Raw genomic sequence first — 18,902 nt, 5'->3', positions numbered from 1 at the left:
CCAACAGTTTGAAGCAGTCGGTTCTACTGGTTGAGATCCTTGATTTTCCCAGATACATAAGGTTGAATTATAAACATAGTTATCCCAACAGTTAGTTGGAGTAGGAGCAGCTTGCTGATTTACTGTAACTGTAGCATTACAACTATCAGTGTTTCCAGAATCGGTTGGATCTGTAGCTGTAAGAATTACAGTATTTGTTCCAATATTTGAACAATCAAAACTAGATATATCTATTGATAAGTTCCCAGCACTTCCACCATTATCAATATCTGAAGCAGTAATTGATGCATTACCACTTACATCTAAAGTTATAGTAATATTTTTACAGTCAGCAATTGGAGTAATTGAAGCATCAACAGCAGTTAAGCCAATATTATCAATGGCTATATCGCTTCTTGATTGACCATTGATAGAGCCAATAGTTCCAATGAATCTCAATCTTACATATTGATTAACATATCCTGATAAATCAATAGAGTTTGTATACCATTGATCATTTTGATTTCCAGATAAAGTCCATAAGTTTGACCAAGAAGTACCATCATTTATAGAAATTTGTAAGGTTAAAGATCCCATTTGGCTTCCATACATGCTGTAATCGTACGTAAAACTTGCACTCGATTTATCATTTAAATTGAAGCAAGGACTATTAAATATAGCTGTTTGACCACTTCTACTATTTGCTTCTGTGTACATATACCATGAGCCATCAGATGCTGATGAAGGGCCTGTATTATTTGAAGATGTTCCATCTGAATTTCTTGTCCAATTAAAGTTGTCTCCCGTATCTTGAGTCCAAGCACCTAAGCCAGATTCAAAACTTTCAGAATAAGGGTAAGAACTTATTAAAGTTCCTGAACAAGGTGGAGGAGTTGTTGTAGTAAATATGGTTGAGCTACTATAAGGAGAGGTATTACTATCGCAGATTGATCTAACTTGAATTTCGTATTGTGTTGTTTGAGTTAAACTTGTAAGATTTATTGAATTGTTAGATGTTGTAACCGTTGTCCATGTTGGAGAACCAACTTGTCTATAGCGATATTCGTAGGTTGCACCAGTTACTAAATCCCAGCTAATATCAGCAGTGGTAGCAGCCACATTACTTGCAGCTAAATTATTAGGTGCGGTTGAAGCTATTGGGTTTAAAAGGACATCAGCTAAAGTTAAAGTTTGATAGTTTGCAATGGTTTGATTAGTAAGTGTTACAGATTGATAACAATCTGCTTCAATTAGTATATTGTAAGTACCTGCATAAACAGGTCTGTAGAAATCTCCATAAGGTAAAGAACTAACAGTATGTGAATTTAATGCATCATGACCAATAAGTGTTATTGTAGCTTCAAGGGGGTCACCAGAAACAGCGTCTTTTACAACACCCTGAAAGCCATAAGTTCCTTGAATTAAGTATTCAATAAGAGCTTCTCTATTATAATTCCAATGATTGGTTAATTGATTAGCAGGAATTAGTTTGGTATTTGAAAGCTCAATAGTTACTTCTTTACATTGGTGGTAATAATTCATAAAATCTTGTCTTCCACCAAATACTTGGTACCAGTCAGCTCCTTCAGTTACACCTGGCCATGGGTAATTTGTATACATGGCATCCATATAACCATTAGGGCTATTATCTTGACAGTTTACAGCGTATTCTTTACTTGCAAGAATAAACCAATCGGTATCAGCATGATTCGTATATGTGTTGTCGAAAGGGTAGTTTACAACTTCAGTTCCACCATGAAAGTTAGCAGACAAGACAAAATGATTATTATCTGCTAATGTCATAAAGTGTTGTGTTTCTAATTGATAAGAGTTTCCATCATAATGTGGACCAGCTACATTATCAGGATAGTTTCTATTAAGGTCTATTCCATTCGCATTTGCACGTCTTGCATTTGCAACAGATGTATTAGAAGCATTATTATAATATGTTCCATCTGGATTAGCCATTGGGTTAATCCAGACTTCAGAATTATCAATTAAATTTTTAATTCTTAAATGGTCAGAATGACCAGTATCTTTATATGCTGTAATGAAATAATCAATTAAATCTAACATTAATGGGTATCCCGTAATTTCGTCTCCATGCATAGAAGAAGTATACATTACTTTAGGCTCAGCCTCTTCGGTTCCTATATTATCAGAGAGTTTAATAAACAATAATCTTTTGTTACCACCAGCAACACCTTCAGTAGTACCTCCAATATCAACTAATTCGCAAATATCTGGATGATTGATAGCAAATTCTTGCATTTGTAATGCATAATCTGCATAGGTTGGATAGGCTGTAAGAGGGAATGTTAAAGGATAAGAACCACGTCTATTACTAGGAGGTAATTCGTTAGACATGACAATACCTTGAAACTCATTATCTTCAGGATTAACAGTGATATTTATTCCTCGACTTTGAAAACGTCTAAATTGTTCAGCATTTGTCCATGCATAAACTGTATTTGTTGCAGGATTAAAATTAAGAATAGACATTTGTGAAGAAAACTGATCTAATTCAGTTCTATCGTTAATTTGAAAACTAAAAGTAACTTCTCCTTTTTGAGATAGGTATTCTTCAGCTCTTCTCAAGTCATTTGTTTGGGCATTGATAAAACTTAAGGAAAAGAACAAGAAAATGAAGACATATCTTGTAATTAAATTAGAGTAGATTAATTTCATTAGAATTTGGATTTGGGTTTTACAGGACAAATATATATAAATATTTTAAAAAACATCTACAAAATGCAAAAAAATCCGATGAAATGAAAAATTGTAAGAAAAAAGGATGTTGTAATACTTTTAAATATTAAGAAAAAAGTAATAAAAGAAATCTATAAAAGATGTTATATAAAAATGCTGTAGGATTATATCTATGAAACCTTTACCTTTAATAACTGACATACTAATACATTAAAAACACTATTATGCAAACATTGAATTTTAAGAACTTCTTTTTAATAGTATTATTGATTATATCAATTAGTCCTATACAAGCTCAGTTATCATCTTATGAAATAGATAGTTTAGTTAACGTAGCAATAGAGAAATTTCAGGTGGCTGGTACTGCAGTAGCAGTAGTAAAAGATGGTAAAATTATCCATGAAAAAGGCTATGGAGTTATTTCTACTAAAACTAAGGTTAAAGTAAATGAGCATACTAATTTTGCTATTGCATCAAATAGTAAAGCCTATACTACAGCAGCTTTGGCTCTTTTGGTTGAAGATGGAAAAATTAAATGGACTGATAAAGTTATAGACCACATTCCAGAATTTAAAATGTATAATCCTTATGTTACAGAAAACTTTAATATTCAAGATTTATTAACCCATAGAAGTGGTCTAGGTTTAGGCGTTGGAGATTTAATGTTTTTTCCAGATGGATCAGATTTTAATATAGACGATTTACTTTCAGCATTTCAATATTTTAAGCCAGTTTCTGCCTTTAGGACACAATTCGATTACGATAATCTTTTATATTTAGTTGCAGGAGAATTAATTGCCAGAGTTAGTGGTATGTCTTGGGAAACTTTTATTGCAACTAGAATTTTCGAACCTTTAAATATGGAAAATTCTTTTGCAGGTTTAAGTTTAATTAAAGATACAGGAAATTTAGCTTCACCACATAATACGGCAAGTGGCGATTTTGTTGTATTGCCTAATTTTAAGGAAATGATTAATGGCTCAGCAGGTGGAATTTATTCAAATGTGAACGATATTTCTCAATGGATGCTTATGCATCTTAATAGTGGAAAATATGGCGAAAGTTTAGAGAAACAATTATATTCTGTTGAAAGTCAGCATGAAATGTGGAAAATTCACACCACAACAGACGTAAATAGAAATCCTCGTTATAACTCTCATTTTTCAGGATATGGATTAGGTTGGGATTTAACAGATAAAAAAGGAAACATGATAGTGTCTCATACAGGAGGGCTTCCAGGTATGTTAAGCAGAACAGTATTAATTCCAGATTTAAATGTAGGTATAGTTGTATTAACAAATACAGAGCCTGGAGGAGCTGGCGTTTTTTTAGCAGTTTCTAGAACAATTGTAGATAGTTATTTAGGTTTGGATGATTTTCAATGGACAGATAAGTATTACGATTTTTTAAAAACTAGAGAAGAGGAAGGTGACCAAGTAAGTCTTAAAGTTTGGGAAACTGTTGAAGCAAATAAAAATGTAAAGGTAAATGAAGCAGATTATATTGGGATTTATAAAGATAATTGGTTTGGTGTAATGGAAGTCTTTAAAAAAGGAAATCAATTATGGATAAAGTCTCATAAATCACCAAAATTGAATGGCTCTATGCAGTTTTATAAAGCTAATACTTTTGCTGTTAAATGGGAATATCAAGATATGAATGCAGATGCATTTGCCATGTTTTCTTTAGACGAAAACGGAAAGGCACAAAGTATAAAAATGAAGGGTATTTCGCCTAATATCGATTTTAGTTTCGATTTTCATGATTTAGATCTGCAAAGAGTAAACAATGAATAGTAAATATTGTTAAATTACTCATCCTATCATGAGCTTACTTTTAATTTCTGAAATAGTTTATATCATCATACTTTTATTGGTTTGTTTTCGAGTTATTTTCGATACTCAGAATACAACTAAAACATTAGCATATTTACTATTAGTAGTATTTATACCAATTTTAGGTATTATATTTTATTTTTCATTTGGTGTAAACTATAGAATTAGAAAAATTTACGACAAAAAGTTGCTTAGAAATGAACAATTACAAAATAATCTTGAAGCAGAACTTATATCTTATTCAAAAGGTGTATTAAAAGGAGGAGACGAGACCGTTCAAGAAAGCAAAAAATTAGTAAATCTTATATTAAAAGAGAATCTTAGTCCATTAACTAATAATAATGATGTTAAATTACTAATTAATGGAGAAACAAAATTTCCTGAAGTTATAGAGTCTTTAAAACAAGCGAAAGAACATATTCATATTGAATACTACATTTTTCAAAATGATAATATTGGAAATCAAATTTTTGACATATTAATTGAAAAAGCAAAATCTGGATTAAAAGTTCGTTTTATTTACGATGATTTTGGAAGTCGTTCTATAAAAAATAAACAAATAAAAAGTTTAAAAAATGCAGGAGTAGACATATTTCCTTTCTATAAAATTAAACTCATTGCATTAGCTAATAGAATGAATTATCGTAATCATAGAAAGATAATTGTTGTAGATGGTCATACCTCTTTTGTAGGAGGAATTAATGTTAGTGATAGATATATCAATACTGAACCAAATAAAAGCAAGATGTATTGGAGAGATACACACTTAAAAATTTATGGTCCAGCAACTTGGTATTTACAATATCTCTTTTTATGTGATTGGAATTTTTGTGCTAACGATAATGTTGAGTTAAATAATAAGTTATTTCCTCATATCAGTACTTTTCAATCTAATCAGGACAAACACGTTCAAATTACTGCAAGTGGACCAGATTCAGATGTGCCAACTATTTTATTTGCTTTATTACAAGCTATAAATTTAGCAGAAAAAGAAGTATTAATTACTACACCTTATTTTATTCCAAGCAATAGCATTATGGATGCTATTCTTATTTCTGCAAAAAGTGGAGTAAAAGTAAAACTTATCGTTCCAAATATTTCAGACTCAAAATTGGTTAATGCGGCTGCAAGTTCCTATTACAGTACCTTGTTAAAATCTGGTGTAGAAATATATCGTTATAAAAAAGGATTTGTACATGCAAAAACTATGGTTATTGATGACGAAATTGCTATTGTTGGAACAGCTAATATGGATGTTAGAAGTTTTGATCTTAATTTTGAAGTGAACGCCATTGTTTACGATGAAGAAACAGCCAATTTATTAAGAACAACTTTTTATAATGATATTCTAGATGCTACTAAAATTGATTTGGATGAATGGGAAAAACGCTCTGTTTTTAATAAGTTCATGGAAAAGTTAGCTCGTTTATTTTCACCAATGCTATAATTTTGTTCCAAACTCCAAATTCCAAATTCCAAATTCCAAATTCCAAATTCCAACTGAACACTGAATAAAGTTACTCATTATTTATTCTTTCTACTATATTCTATTAAATTACTTAATTCTCTTTTATAAGCTTTCTTCATTATAAATAATTTCTTTTCCATAATTTTGCGCACTTAAAAATTATTCAATGATATCAATAGATGCTTTAGTAGTAGAATTTGGAGGACAATCTTTATTTAAAGACGTTTCATTTGTTATAAATGAAAACGATAAAATAGCTTTAATGGGAAAAAATGGCGCAGGAAAATCTACTATGATGAAGATTATAGCTGGAAGACAAAAAGCGACTCGAGGGCATGTTAGATATCCGAAAGAGTCTGTTATTGCTTATTTACCACAACATTTATTAACTGAGGATAATTGTACTGTTTTTGAAGAAGCTTCTAAAGCATTCGAGCATGTATTTAACATGAGAGATGAAATGGATCGCTTAAATAAAGCTTTAGAAACTAGAACAGATTATGAATCTGATGAGTATATGTCTATCATAGAAAAGGTTTCAGATTTAGGTGAAAAATTTTATGCACTTGAAGATATAAATTATGATGCTGAAGTAGAAAAAGCATTAAGAGGTCTTGGTTTTAAACGTGAAGATCTGCACAGACATACAAGTGAGTTTAGTGGTGGCTGGAGAATGCGAATAGAATTGGCTAAAATATTACTTCAAAAGCCAGATTTAATTTTATTGGATGAACCAACAAACCATATCGATATTGAGTCTGTAATTTGGTTGGAAGACTTTTTAATAAATAAAGCCAAGGCAGTCATGGTTATTTCTCATGATAAAGCCTTTATTGATAATATAACCAATAGAACTATAGAGGTAACCATGGGTCGTATTTACGATTATAAAGCTAATTATTCTCATTATTTGCAATTACGTGAAGAAAGACGTGCTAGCCAAATAAAAGCCTATCAAGAACAGCAAAAGTTTATTGCAGATAATATGGCTTTTATTGAACGTTTTAAAGGCACTTATTCTAAGACAAATCAGGTTAGTTCTCGAGAGCGTATGCTAGAGAAATTAGAAGTTATTGAAATAGATGAAATGGATACGTCTTCATTAAAATTGCGTTTTCCTCCAGCACAACGTTCTGGAGATTATCCTGTAACAGTTCAAGATTTAACTAAAACTTATGGACATCATATAGTGTTTAGAAATGCTAATATGTCAATTTCCAGAGGTGAAAAAGTATCTTTTGTAGGAAGAAATGGTGAAGGAAAATCTACCATGATTAAAGCCATTATGGGAGACATAGATTTTCAAGGAAAATGTAGCTTAGGTCATAACGTTAAAGTGGGTTATTTTGCACAAAATCAAGCCACTTTACTTGATGAAGGCTTAACTGTATTTCAAACAATAGATGAAGTTGCAGAGGGAGATATTAGGACACAAATTAAAAACATTTTAGGTCGTTTTATGTTTGGTGGCGATGATATAGATAAAAAAGTAAGTATCTTATCTGGAGGAGAAAAAACCAGATTGGCCATGGTTAAATTGCTTCTAGAACCAGTAAACGTGTTGATTTTAGATGAGCCAACAAACCACTTAGATTTAAAATCTAAAGATGTTTTAAAAGAAGCTTTACTAGCTTTCGATGGAACCCTCATTCTAGTATCTCACGATAGAGATTTTTTACAGGGTTTATCTCAAAAAGTATTTGAATTTAAAGACCAGAGAGTTATAGAGCATTTTGAGACTATTGATGCTTTTTTAACAAGAAATAGAATAGAAAATTTAAAAGAAATAGATTTAAAAAAATAAAATTCAAATTCCAAAAAACTAAATTCCAATTAAATACTTCGATTGCAACTAAATACTGAGACTCTCGTCTTTATTCTTTACTTTCTTCAAGATACACTTGTCCACGATGTGGTTTTAATGCGTCTCTAACAGAATTCATATCTACTTCATTTACAACCATAAAAGCAATAGAATGCATCTGGTTTATTGTTTCAAAACCTGTAATGTTTAAATCTAAGTTTTCAATGGCAATATATTCTTTTAAATGAATCTCATGATGTTCTGCTATTTTAGAAGCAGAGGGACCTCTAAAGTCCCAAATTAATTTAAGTTTTCGCATTTGATACAGAAGTTCCTTTTTCAGCAAAATTCTTAAAATCTTGCATGTATTTTTTCGATTGTTTTTTAAACGTTCCTGGCATGATAAGCGTCATCATTCTTAAAATAAAACTAGTTGGAATAAATTCACTTTTAGAAGTCCATTTAGTATGTCCTTCAGGTGTTTCCTCAAAATAATTTTCTTGAATATTATGCATGCCATTAGTATCAAACATAACATGAAATTCATAAGGCATCTTTTTATGAGTTATTGTTTCTATAAGTTCCATATTGCGTTTCCCCATTTTATAATTCAATTTCATTTTAGCACCAATATCTCCTGGAGTTCCAGAAATATAATCATAACCTATTAAGCCTCGTTGCCAATGTTTCATGTTTTCTGGATTATCAAATTTTTTTATAAACGTGTTTAAAGGTACATTAACTATGATTTCTGTAGTATAATTCATAATTATTTTATTTAGAATAATAACAAGATACAATAAATTCAATGCATAAAAAAGCATAGCCTAAAAGCATACTAAAAAACTTTCTAAACCGTTTGTTAATGCTGCTTGTATTAATGGTTAATATTACTACTTTTGCAACAGTATAAAAATAAATTTAATCAGATGCATAAATATTTTTTAGTTGTAGTTTTTTCTTTTTGTTTTTTCTTGAATTATGCTCAAAATTCTATTGATGAAATCTTATTCACAGTCGCTAATGATCCTGTTTATGTTTCAGAATTTACTAGAGTTTTCAATAAAAATATTGATTTAGTAAAAGATGAATCTCAAAAAGATGTCGATGAATATTTAAAACTGTTTATTAATTATAAACTTAAACTAAAAGAGGCTGAGACCTTGGGCTTAAATGAAAAGTCTTCTTATAAAAATGAATTAGCTAATTATAAATCGCAATTAGCTCAAAATTATTTAACAGACTCCAAAGTAACTGATGAACTAATTGAAGAAGCCTATTATAGAACAATAAATGAGGTTAAAGCAAGTCATATTTTAATTAGATTAGCAGATAACCCATCGCCTCAAGATACTTTAAAAGCTTACAACGAATTAATTAAGCTAAGACAGAGAGTCATTAATGAAGGATATGAAACTGTTAAGAACGAAGTTCATGATGGAAAAACCATTTATGCTGAAGATTTAGGATATTTTACAGGATTTAAAATGGTTTACGATTTTGAAACTGCCGCCTATAATACTAAAGTAGGAGAAGTTTCTATGCCATTTAAAACCAGATTTGGCTACCACATAGTTCTTGTACAGGACAAGAGAGAATCTAGAGGCGAGCGTACTGTGGCACATATTATGATAAACAATTCTAGAAAAGATTCTCTTCAAGAAAGTGCAAAACAAAGAATTAATGATATTTATTTAAAATTACAACAAGGAGAAAATTTTGAATCTTTAGCTAAACAATTTTCAGAAGATCAAAGTTCATCCAGTAAAGGAGGTATGTTGTCTCCATTTAGTGGTGGACAATTAACATCTATAGAATTTGAAAATGAGGCTTTTAGTTTGGAAAAAGTAGGCGATATTACAGAGCCTTTTCAAACAGAGTTTGGTTGGCATATTATTAAATTATACAACAAAAAGTCTGTAGATGATTTTGAAAGTATGAGGCCTGAACTAGAAGCTAAAGTTAAAAAAGACTCTAGATCGCAACTTATAAATTCAGCTTTAACTAATAAACTTAAAAAACAATACTTAACACCAGAAGAACAGCCAGATTTAAGTTATTTTGTATCAATATTAAATGATGATTATTTTTCAGGAAGATGGACCTTGCCACAAGATTTTAAAGCTAACGATCCACTTGTGAAAATTGGAACTAAACAGGTTGAAAATGAAGCTTTTGGAAATTTTATTGTAAAAAATCAAAGGCGTAACATTCCAAAAATTGATTTTAACAGATTAGTTTCTAATAATTACGAGCAATTTCTTGAAAAAGAATTATTACAATATAAAGAAGAGCAATTAGAAGTTGAAAATAAAGATTATGCTTATATAGTTGAAGAATATAGAGATGGGCTGTTATTATTTGATTTAATGGAAACTGAAATCTGGAATGCTGCTAAAAAAGATTCTGTTGGTTTAAATTCATTTTATAGCAATAATAAAGAAAATTATTTCTGGAATGAAAGAGTAGATGCTGTTGTGGCTTCTTCTGCAAAAAAAGCAACTATTAAAAAAGTGCAAAAATTACTACAAGAAAAACAGACGCCAGAACAAATAAAAACGCTTATAAATTCAGACACATCTATAGATGTTATTTTTTCTTCAGGTATTATGGATGCACAACACCAATCATTACCTAAAGACTTCGAATTTAAAACAGGAGTTTCAGATGTTTATAATTTTAACAATGCGTTTATTGTTGCAGAAGTAAAGCAAGTGCTGCCAAAAGAATTAAAAACTTTCGAACAAGCTAAAGGAGCAGTAATAAGCGATTTTCAAAATTATAAAGAAGCTAATTGGATTTTAGATTTAGAGAAAAAATATAAGGTAACAATAAATAAAGAGGTGCTTACAAAAGTAAAATCTCAAATAAATAATTAATTTGAATTATAAAACTCACATACTATTTTTATTATTCTTTTTGATTTTGATTGTCTCTTGCGATTTTTATAAAGAAACTGATAATAGAAAAGCAATAGCCAGAGTTCATGACACGTTTCTTTATGAAGAAGATATTAAAGACCTGCTAAAAGAAGGAATGTCTGCTCAAGATAGTACCATGATAGTCACAAACTTTATAAATAATTGGGCAAAAAAACAATTGTTGGTTAGAGGTGCTATGCGTAATTTAACTGAAGCCAAACAAGAGGCTTTCAATAAATTAGCAATTGATTATAAAAACGAACTTTTTTCTAAAGCCTATTTAGAAGCTTTGGTAGCAAAGAATATAGATACAGTTGTAACTTTTCAAGAAGCAGAAACATATTATAACGAAAACAACCAGATATTTAAACTTAATGAAGATTTAATAAAACTTAGATATATAAACTTAGAAGAAAATAGATTAGATTTAAAAGAAATAGAACAGAAGTTTAAAAGATTTAATGAAGAAGATAAAAAAGAGTTAGATTCTATATCCATTCAATTTAAATCCTTCTCTTTAAAAGACTCTGTTTGGGTAAAAGTAGATCAAGTTGTAGATAAAATTCCTGCAATTACGATAGAAAATAAAAACGAACTGTTAAAAAAATCTAATTTTATACAACTCAAAGATTCATTAGGATTATATTTGGTGCATATTAACGATGTCTTGCTTAGAAACAATACAGCTCCATTAGAATATGTTAAACCAACAATAGACCAAATTGTTATAAATAAAAGAAAATTAGAACTCATAAGAGAATTAGAAAAAGACATTACAAAAGATGCTATTAAAAATAAAAAATTTGAAATCTATAATTAAAATTAACCAATACTTACTAATTTGTTTTACATTCTTAGTAACACAAGGTGTTTCGTCTCAAATCATTATTGAAGAAGACGAAGTAGTGGAAGTAAAAAAAGACACTATTGATACTTCACAATCAAGGAAAATTGATGGTGTAGCAGCTGTGGTAGGTGAATATATTATTCTAGATTCAGATATAGATAATACTATTTTACAGTTAAAAGCCCAAGGAGCTTCTATGGAAGGGGTCACACGTTGTCAACTTTTTGGAAAACTTTTAGAAGATAAATTATATGCACATCAAGCAATTCAGGATAGTGTTGTAGTTTCAGATGCCGAAATACGTTCTGCTGTGGATTATCAGCTTCAACAATTTTTAGATCAGTCTGGAAAAACAATGGAAGAGCTAATAGAATTCTATAATAAGGAAGATGAAAAGAGTTTTAGAGATGAAATGTTTGAGATTAACAAAAGCAATAAGTTAGCTAGCGAAATGCAAAGAAAAATTATTGAAGAAGTTGAGGTGACTCCTGAGGAAGTTAGACAATTCTTTAGTAAAATTCCTGAAGATGAAAGACCAACTTTTGGTACCGAACTAAAAGTATCTCAAATAGTAATAGAGCCTGAAGTTTCAGAAGAAAATAAACAAAAAGCCATCAATCAATTAAAACAATTTAAAGCAGATATTTTAGAGAATGGTGCAAGTTTTAGACAGAAAGTTGTTTTATATACAGATGATAAAGAATCAATTAAAACAGGAGGGCTTTACACATTATATAGAAAGAAACCAAGAATGGTAAAAGAATTTAGAGATGTCGCCTTTTCATTACAAGAAGGAGAAATTTCTGAACCTTTTGAAACAGAATTCGGGTATCATATTATTTATTTAGAAAAAATTAGAGGACAGGAATTCGATGTTAGACATATTCTAATTATACCAGAAGTATCTCAAGATGCTATTATAGAAGCAAAATCAGAAATTGAGACAATCAGACAACGCATTGTTGATGGAGATATTTCTTTTGAAGAAGCAGCTTTAGAATTTAGCGATGAAAAAGAAACTAAAAGTGAAGGTGGTTTCTTAATTAATCCTGCCACTCAAGATTATAATTTTGAACTTACAAGAATGGATCCAGAGCTGTATGGTCAAATACAAGATTTAAAAGATGATGAAGTTAGTTTAATTATTACAGACAGAGGAAGAACAGGAAATGTTAAGTTTAAAATAATGATGGTTAGCGATAGAATTGATGAACACGTTGCTGATTTTTCAAGAGATTATTTAAAAATTAAAGAATTAGCATTAAACGAAAAACGTTTTAAAGTAATTGAAGAATGGCAGGAAGAAAAAATAATGGAAACCTACATTAAAATAAATGGAGAACACAGAGACTGTGAATTTACTAGTAACTGGTTAAAAAAATAAATATGTCGGACGTAGCGAAAGTAGAAGAATTAGTTAGAAAATATCAAGCATTAAAAACTGAAATTGCCAAAGTAATTGTTGGACAAGATCAAGTTGTTAGTCAAATTCTAATCTCTATTTTCTCTGGTGGTCATGCATTATTAATAGGTGTTCCAGGGCTTGCAAAAACATTAATGGTTAACACCATAGCTCAAACCTTAGGTCTCGATTTTAAACGTATTCAATTTACGCCAGATTTAATGCCTAGTGATATTTTAGGAAGTGAAATTTTAGATGAAAACAGGCATTTTAAATTTATTAAAGGACCTATTTTTGCTAATATTATTTTAGCAGACGAAATAAACAGAACACCACCTAAAACACAAGCAGCATTATTAGAAGCTATGCAAGAACGTTCTGTAACTGTAGCAGGACATAACTATAGTTTAAGTTTACCATATTTTGTATTGGCAACTCAAAACCCTATCGAACAAGAAGGAACTTATCCTTTACCAGAAGCACAATTAGATAGATTTATGTTTGCAGTAAATTTAGATTACCCTTCATTTGAAGAAGAAGTGCAGGTAGTTAAAACCACCACTACAGACATACAAGCTAAAGTAAACTCTTTGTTTTCAGCTCAAGAAATAATAGATATTCAGCATTTAATTCGAAGAATTCCAGTTGCAGATAATGTTGTTGAATATGCAGTTAGAATGGTTGGTAAAACTCGACCTAATAGCAAAGAAGCAACAGATTTGGTTAGAAATTACATAGATTGGGGAGCAGGACCAAGAGCTTCACAGAATTTAATTTTAGCTGCTAAAACTCATGCTGCAATTCATGGTAAATTTTCACCAGATATTGAGAATGTACAAGCCGTTTCTGCTAGTATTTTAAGACATAGAATTATAAAAAATTACAAAGCAGAAGCAGAAGGCATTACTGAAGAGCAAATTATCCAAAGTCTATTCTAAAAAAGACTGGCATAAATACAATTATACAAATTACTAGAAATTTTTCTTGATTTAAAAACTCAATGTGCGTAAAAGCAAATTGTTAATTTATTATTTTATAGCTCAATAATTTACGAAATCATTAATTTATTATCTAATTACTGATTATTTATTGAATTATATTCAATGATTGTTTGATTTTGTTACACATTTTTAAATCTCCATTAAAATTTGTAATTTTGCAAGACTTAAAACGATAAATAATAATCTTTAAATAAAACTTATGGCATTTGATATTGAAATGATAAAAAAGGTTTATTCTACAATGGCAGAACGTGTAGATAAAGCCAAAGAAATTGTAGGAAAACCATTAACACTTTCTGAAAAGATTTTATATTCTCATCTATGGGAAGGAAATCCTACTAAAGCATTTCAAAGAGGTAAAGATTATGTAGATTTTGCACCTGATAGAATTGCATGTCAAGATGCAACAGCACAAATGGCGTTATTACAATTTATGCAAGCAGGGAAACCTAAAGTTGCTGTTCCAACAACAGTGCATTGCGATCATTTAATTCAAGCCAAGCAAGGAGCTGCAGCAGATTTAAAACGTGCAAACGAAACAAGCAGTGAAGTTTTTGACTTTTTAGCATCTGTATCTAATAAATATGGTATAGGTTTTTGGAAACCTGGAGCAGGAATTATTCACCAAGTAGTTTTAGAAAACTATGCGTTCCCAGGAGGAATGATGATTGGTACAGATTCTCATACGGTAAATGCTGGAGGATTAGGAATGGTTGCTATTGGAGTAGGTGGAGCAGATGCAGTAGATGTTATGGCAGGAATGGCTTGGGAATTAAAATTTCCAAAGTTAATTGGAGTTAAGTTAACTGGTAGTTTAAACGGATGGACTTCTGCAAAAGATGTGATTCTTAAAGTAGCTGGAATTCTTACTGTTAAAGGTGGTACTGGTGCCATTGTTGAATATTTTGGACCAGGAGCAAAAAACCTATCTTGTACAGGAAAAGGTACTATTTGTAATATGGGAGCCGAAATAGGAGCAACTACATCTACATTCGGATATGATGATTCTATGGAGCGATATTTACGTGCAACTGATAGGAGCGATATTGCAGATGAAGCTAACAAAATTCGTGAATATTTAACTGGAGATGATGAAGTTTATTCAAATCCTGAATCATATTTCGACCAAGTTATAGAAATAGATTTAGATACGTTACGTCCACATTTAAATGGACCATTTACTCCAGATTTAGCAACTCCTGTAGGAGAATTAGGAGCTAAGGCTAAGGAAAATGGATGGCCAATAAAAGTAGATTGGGGACTTATAGGTTCTTGTACAAACTCTTCTTATGAAGATTTGACTCGTGCAGCATCTATTGCAAAACAAGCCGTAGATAAAAAGATAAAATCTAAATCGGATTTTGGAATCAATCCTGGTTCAGAGCAAATTCGTTTTACAGCAGAGAGAGATGGTATTTTAAAAATATTTGAAGACTTAGATGCTACCATTTTTACTAATGCATGTGGACCATGTATTGGTCAATGGGATAGAAGCGATTTAAAAGGAGATGAAAAAAACACCATAGTTCATTCATTTAACAGAAATTTCTCAAAACGTGCAGATGGTAATCCAAACACGCATGCCTTTGTAGGCTCACCAGAAATGGTTGCAGCTATTGCAATTTCTGGTCGTTTAGATTTCGATCCAATGAATGATACATTAATTAATGAAGAAGGACAAGAAGTAAAACTAGACGAACCAAAAGGAATAGAATTACCTCCAATGGGATTTGCTGTAGAAGATGCAGGATATGTTGAGCCTATGGCAGATGGAAGTGGAGTAAATGTTTCTGTTAGTCCAACTTCAGAAAGACTTCAATTATTAACACCATTTATACCGATTGGAAATAATATTAAAGGAGCTAAACTATTAATCAAGGCTTTTGGTAAGTGTACCACAGACCATATTTCTATGGCTGGACCTTGGTTAAGATTTAGAGGTCATTTAGATAATATTTCAAACAATATGCTTATAGGCGCAATTAATGCTTATAACAAAAAAACAAACTTTGTTAAAAATCAATTAACTGGTGAATATGGAGGTGTGCCAGATGTGGCTAGAGCTTATAAAGCTGAAGGAATTTATTCAATTGTTGTAGGAGATCATAATTATGGTGAAGGTTCTTCTAGAGAGCATGCAGCAATGGAACCAAGACATTTAGGTGTTGCAGCTGTTTTAGTAAAATCTTTTGCACGTATTCATGAAACGAATCTGAAAAAACAGGGAATGTTAGGTTTAACATTTGCTAATGAATCAGATTACGATTTAATCCAAGAAGACGATACTATTAATTTCTTAGATTTAAATGAATTTGCACCAGATAAACCCTTAACTATAGAGTTTGTGCATAAAGATGGCTCTAAAGACATTATAAAAGCGAATCATACTTATAATCAAGCACAGATTGATTGGTATAATGAAGGCTCAGCATTAAACTTAATTAAAAGGCAAAACGCATCATAAAGCACGATATAAATTAATGAAAACTCTTGAAGCAATTCAGGAGTTTTTTTTTGTTTATGTAAGTTTATAACAAGTAATACGTCTTTAAATATTATGAATAAACCTAAATTTACTACTAGTAACATTATTTTCTTGATAGTTATTTTACTATTAATCATTCCAAAGACAAGACAACCAATTCAAATATTTTTGCATAAAGGATTGGCTTTATTTGGACCTTCTATTGTAGATGAGGATAAAAGAGAACAAGTTACGGATTACAATTGGGAGTTAATAAGCGATACAGGAGAACCTTATAATTTTAATGAAGTTAAAAGAAAGGTAGTAGTTATTAATTTTTGGGCTACATGGTGCCCACCATGCATTGCTGAAATGCCTAGTTTAGATGCACTTTATAAATCGTATAAAGAAGATGTGGTTTTTCTGTTTGTTTCAAATGAAAACCTAGAAACAATTTCAAATTTCATTTCTAAAAACAGCTATAGTTTTCATGTGTACAGACCAAAAACAGCTTATCCAGAACCTTTTGATGCAAGTGCTATACCTAGAACGTATATTTTAGACAAAAAAGGTAATATTGTAATAGATAAAACCGGAGCAGCAAACTGGAATAGTGAAAAAGTAAGAGAGCAATTAGATTGGCTTCTTAAAGAATAATATGTGCGCACGAGAAGATTCGAACTTCCACATTCTAAACGAATACTAGCCCCTCAAGCTAGCGCGTCTACCAATTCCGCCACGTGCGCATTATTTATGGTCTAAAAATAAAAAAAGTTAAGCAAAATGCTTAACTTTTTTTTGTGACCGGGCTGGGGCTCGAACCCAGGACCCTCTCCTTAAAAGGGAGATGCTCTACCAACTGAGCTACCAGGTCATTTTCTCTTTGTTTATTGAGGGTGCAAATATAAAACGTTTAATCAATATTCCAAACCTTTTTTAAAGATTATTTTTGTTTTTTTGTTTCGTTAATTTGCAAAGTTATTTAGTTAAAATTATAAAGCATTTATGAAAATTATTTTAATAGGATATATGGCTTCAGGAAAGTCTTTAATAGGCAATGATTTAGCACATGTTTTAAATGTGAAATTTATAGATCTTGATCATTATATTGAAAATAAAGAGGGGAAAACTATTCAAAAAATATTTTCAGAAAAGGGTGAAATATTTTTTAGAAAAATAGAAAACAAGTATCTAAATGATATTTTAAACTCAGAAAGTAGTTTAGTTTTATCTTTAGGAGGTGGAACACCATGCTTTTCAAATAATCTAGAAATAATAAAAGGTTGTTTTAAATCGAAATCAATATATTTAAACGTTTCTGTTCATGAATTATCTAAGAGACTAATAGTTGAAAAAGAAAATAGACCCTTGGTAAAATATGTACAAACAGAAGAAGATATGTTAGAATTTGTTGGAAAACATCTTTTTGAAAGATTACCTTATTATAATCAGGTAGATATTATTATTAATGGGAATAATTCAAAAGAAGAAATAATAGAAGAAATACTTCTAAATTTATTTTAAATAGGCTTTAAAATCATTTCCTTCTAAAATAACATCTATATGTTCATTTAATGACGTAGATAAAGAAATGCCTTTAAAATCTGCTTTAACAGGATATTTTTTATGATTTCTATTTACTAAAACAGCTGTTTTAAATTGTTTTAAAGGTACTTCAAGAAAATGTTTTACCCCATAAATTAAAGTTGTTCCTGAATTTAATACATCATCAATTAAAACAACCGATTTGTTTTTATAATCAATTGCTTTTATAGATGTTTTAATTTCCTTTCTTGGATTTTTTTTATCTATTTCAACTTTACAAAGAATAGGTGAAATTGGAGAAATTTTACTTAAAACTGTTTTAAGTTTTTTTGCTAGAATGTAACCATTACTATCAATGCCTGCTAAAATAACTTCTTTTTCATTTACATTATTTTCATAAATCTGAAAAGCAATACGTTTAATTTTATGATTTATTTCTTCGTGGTTTAAAATCACGTTCTTAGTTAATGTCATGTTATGAAGTTATTTATTCAAAGATAAAATACAATTTTTAAAAAAATAAGGATTTTATCAGTCAATTTCAGTTTGATAATCATCTATATCTCGTCGGTCTTTTTTAGTAGGTCTCCCTGTTCCTTTTTTTCTATAATAGTCTTTAGAATATTTTAAAAGCTCTTGGGCTTCAAAAGCTTCCTTTGGAGTAGTATCTATTCTATAAATGTCTACTAATTTTGCACCTACTCTATTTGGAGGTAAATCGTTAATAGTTAATCTGTAGTTAATTTGATCTTTTCTTAACTCAATTTTATCTGTAGGAAAAACTTCTCGGCTAGGCTTTACAGTACCACCATTAACTTTTACGTGCCCTTTTTTGCATGCAACAGTTGCTAGGCTTCTTGTTTTATAATATCTAATACACCATAAATACTTGTCAATTCGCATAACTTTTATCTAAAATCTACGTTA

Annotated in this window: 15 protein-coding genes and 2 tRNA genes; 10 read left to right on the top strand and 7 right to left on the bottom strand. The window is 30.3% G+C overall.

Annotated elements, in window-relative coordinates; translation table 11 throughout:
* Positions 1–2,667: M14 family zinc carboxypeptidase (locus FVF61_RS12320; protein WP_148456854.1), on the bottom strand; the 2,667-nt coding region annotated here is incomplete at its 3' end.
* A gap of 245 nt (positions 2,668–2,912) precedes the next feature.
* Here FVF61_RS12320 and FVF61_RS12315 point away from each other — a divergent pair.
* From FVF61_RS12315 to FVF61_RS12305, 3 genes are all read left to right on the top strand, one after another.
* Positions 2,913–4,484 carry a serine hydrolase gene (locus tag FVF61_RS12315; protein ID WP_148456852.1) on the top strand — a complete coding sequence of 524 codons (1,572 nt, stop codon included), beginning with the start codon at positions 2,913–2,915 and terminating at the stop codon, positions 4,482–4,484.
* Between the two features lie 28 nt (positions 4,485–4,512).
* A complete protein-coding gene (gene cls, locus FVF61_RS12310; RefSeq protein ID WP_148456850.1) occupies positions 4,513–5,970 on the top strand; it encodes a cardiolipin synthase in 1,458 nt (485 codons plus the stop codon).
* Positions 5,971–6,157: 187 nt separating this feature from the next.
* Positions 6,158–7,795, top strand: a complete 1,638-nt coding sequence (locus FVF61_RS12305; protein ID WP_148456848.1) for an ABC-F family ATP-binding cassette domain-containing protein — start codon at positions 6,158–6,160, stop codon at positions 7,793–7,795.
* Positions 7,796–7,865: 70 nt separating this feature from the next.
* Here the strand turns inward: FVF61_RS12305 and FVF61_RS12300 are convergent, their stop codons facing one another.
* Both FVF61_RS12300 and FVF61_RS12295 read right to left on the bottom strand, forming a co-directional pair.
* A complete protein-coding gene (locus FVF61_RS12300) occupies positions 7,866–8,114 on the bottom strand; it encodes a hypothetical protein (protein WP_148456846.1) in 249 nt (82 codons plus the stop codon).
* Entirely contained in the window at positions 8,101–8,562 is a 462-nt protein-coding gene (locus FVF61_RS12295; protein ID WP_148456844.1) for an SRPBCC family protein, read from the bottom strand. The genes FVF61_RS12300 and FVF61_RS12295 overlap by 14 nt, the downstream gene beginning before the upstream one ends.
* A gap of 162 nt (positions 8,563–8,724) precedes the next feature.
* Here FVF61_RS12295 and FVF61_RS12290 point away from each other — a divergent pair, with 162 nt between their 5' ends.
* From FVF61_RS12290 to FVF61_RS12265, 6 genes are all read left to right on the top strand, one after another.
* Positions 8,725–10,674 carry a peptidylprolyl isomerase gene (locus tag FVF61_RS12290; protein ID WP_148456842.1) on the top strand — a complete coding sequence of 650 codons (1,950 nt, stop codon included), beginning with the start codon at positions 8,725–8,727 and terminating at the stop codon, positions 10,672–10,674.
* 1 nt (position 10,675) lies between these two features.
* Positions 10,676–11,536, top strand: coding sequence for a peptidyl-prolyl cis-trans isomerase (locus FVF61_RS12285; protein WP_148456840.1), 861 nt, complete (start codon positions 10,676–10,678; stop codon positions 11,534–11,536).
* On the top strand, positions 11,499–12,947 hold the full coding sequence (locus FVF61_RS12280; RefSeq protein ID WP_148456838.1) for a peptidylprolyl isomerase: 1,449 nt from the start codon (positions 11,499–11,501) through the stop codon (positions 12,945–12,947). Before FVF61_RS12285 ends, FVF61_RS12280 begins: the two co-directional genes overlap by 38 nt.
* Before the next feature lie 2 nt (positions 12,948–12,949).
* Entirely contained in the window at positions 12,950–13,903 is a 954-nt protein-coding gene (locus tag FVF61_RS12275) for an AAA family ATPase (protein ID WP_148456836.1), read from the top strand.
* Positions 13,904–14,165: 262 nt separating this feature from the next.
* Positions 14,166–16,430, top strand: coding sequence for an aconitate hydratase (locus FVF61_RS12270; protein WP_148456834.1), 2,265 nt, complete (start codon positions 14,166–14,168; stop codon positions 16,428–16,430).
* Positions 16,431–16,523: 93 nt separating this feature from the next.
* Positions 16,524–17,087 carry a TlpA family protein disulfide reductase gene (locus FVF61_RS12265; RefSeq protein ID WP_199757310.1) on the top strand — a complete coding sequence of 188 codons (564 nt, stop codon included), beginning with the start codon at positions 16,524–16,526 and terminating at the stop codon, positions 17,085–17,087.
* A gap of 4 nt (positions 17,088–17,091) precedes the next feature.
* Here the strand turns inward: FVF61_RS12265 and FVF61_RS12260 are convergent.
* Together FVF61_RS12260 and FVF61_RS12255 are read right to left on the bottom strand one after the other, a co-directional pair.
* A tRNA-Leu gene (locus FVF61_RS12260) sits at positions 17,092–17,176 on the bottom strand.
* A gap of 55 nt (positions 17,177–17,231) precedes the next feature.
* Positions 17,232–17,304 (bottom strand) — tRNA-Lys (locus FVF61_RS12255).
* A 131-nt stretch (positions 17,305–17,435) separates the two neighbouring features.
* Here FVF61_RS12255 and FVF61_RS12250 point away from each other — a divergent pair.
* Positions 17,436–17,954 (top strand): shikimate kinase, encoded by a 519-nt coding sequence (locus tag FVF61_RS12250; protein ID WP_148456832.1) that lies wholly within the window; start codon positions 17,436–17,438, stop codon positions 17,952–17,954.
* On the opposite strand, the gene FVF61_RS12245 is transcribed toward FVF61_RS12250, so the two are convergent.
* Both FVF61_RS12245 and FVF61_RS12240 read right to left on the bottom strand, forming a co-directional pair.
* On the bottom strand, positions 17,946–18,449 hold the full coding sequence (locus tag FVF61_RS12245; RefSeq protein ID WP_148456830.1) for a phosphoribosyltransferase family protein: 504 nt from the start codon (positions 18,447–18,449) through the stop codon (positions 17,946–17,948). The two genes, FVF61_RS12250 and FVF61_RS12245, sit on opposite strands and share 9 nt — an antisense overlap.
* 57 nt (positions 18,450–18,506) lie before the next feature.
* Positions 18,507–18,878, bottom strand: a complete 372-nt coding sequence (locus FVF61_RS12240) for an RNA-binding S4 domain-containing protein (RefSeq protein WP_148456828.1) — start codon at positions 18,876–18,878, stop codon at positions 18,507–18,509.
* Positions 18,879–18,902 lie beyond the last annotated feature (24 nt).

This window comes from Xanthomarina maritima (assembly GCF_008084905.1).
Taxonomy (GTDB): domain Bacteria; phylum Bacteroidota; class Bacteroidia; order Flavobacteriales; family Flavobacteriaceae; genus Xanthomarina; species Xanthomarina maritima.
Note: the sequence above shows the minus strand (reverse complement) of the source record. Positions and strands in the feature narration are given on the sequence as shown.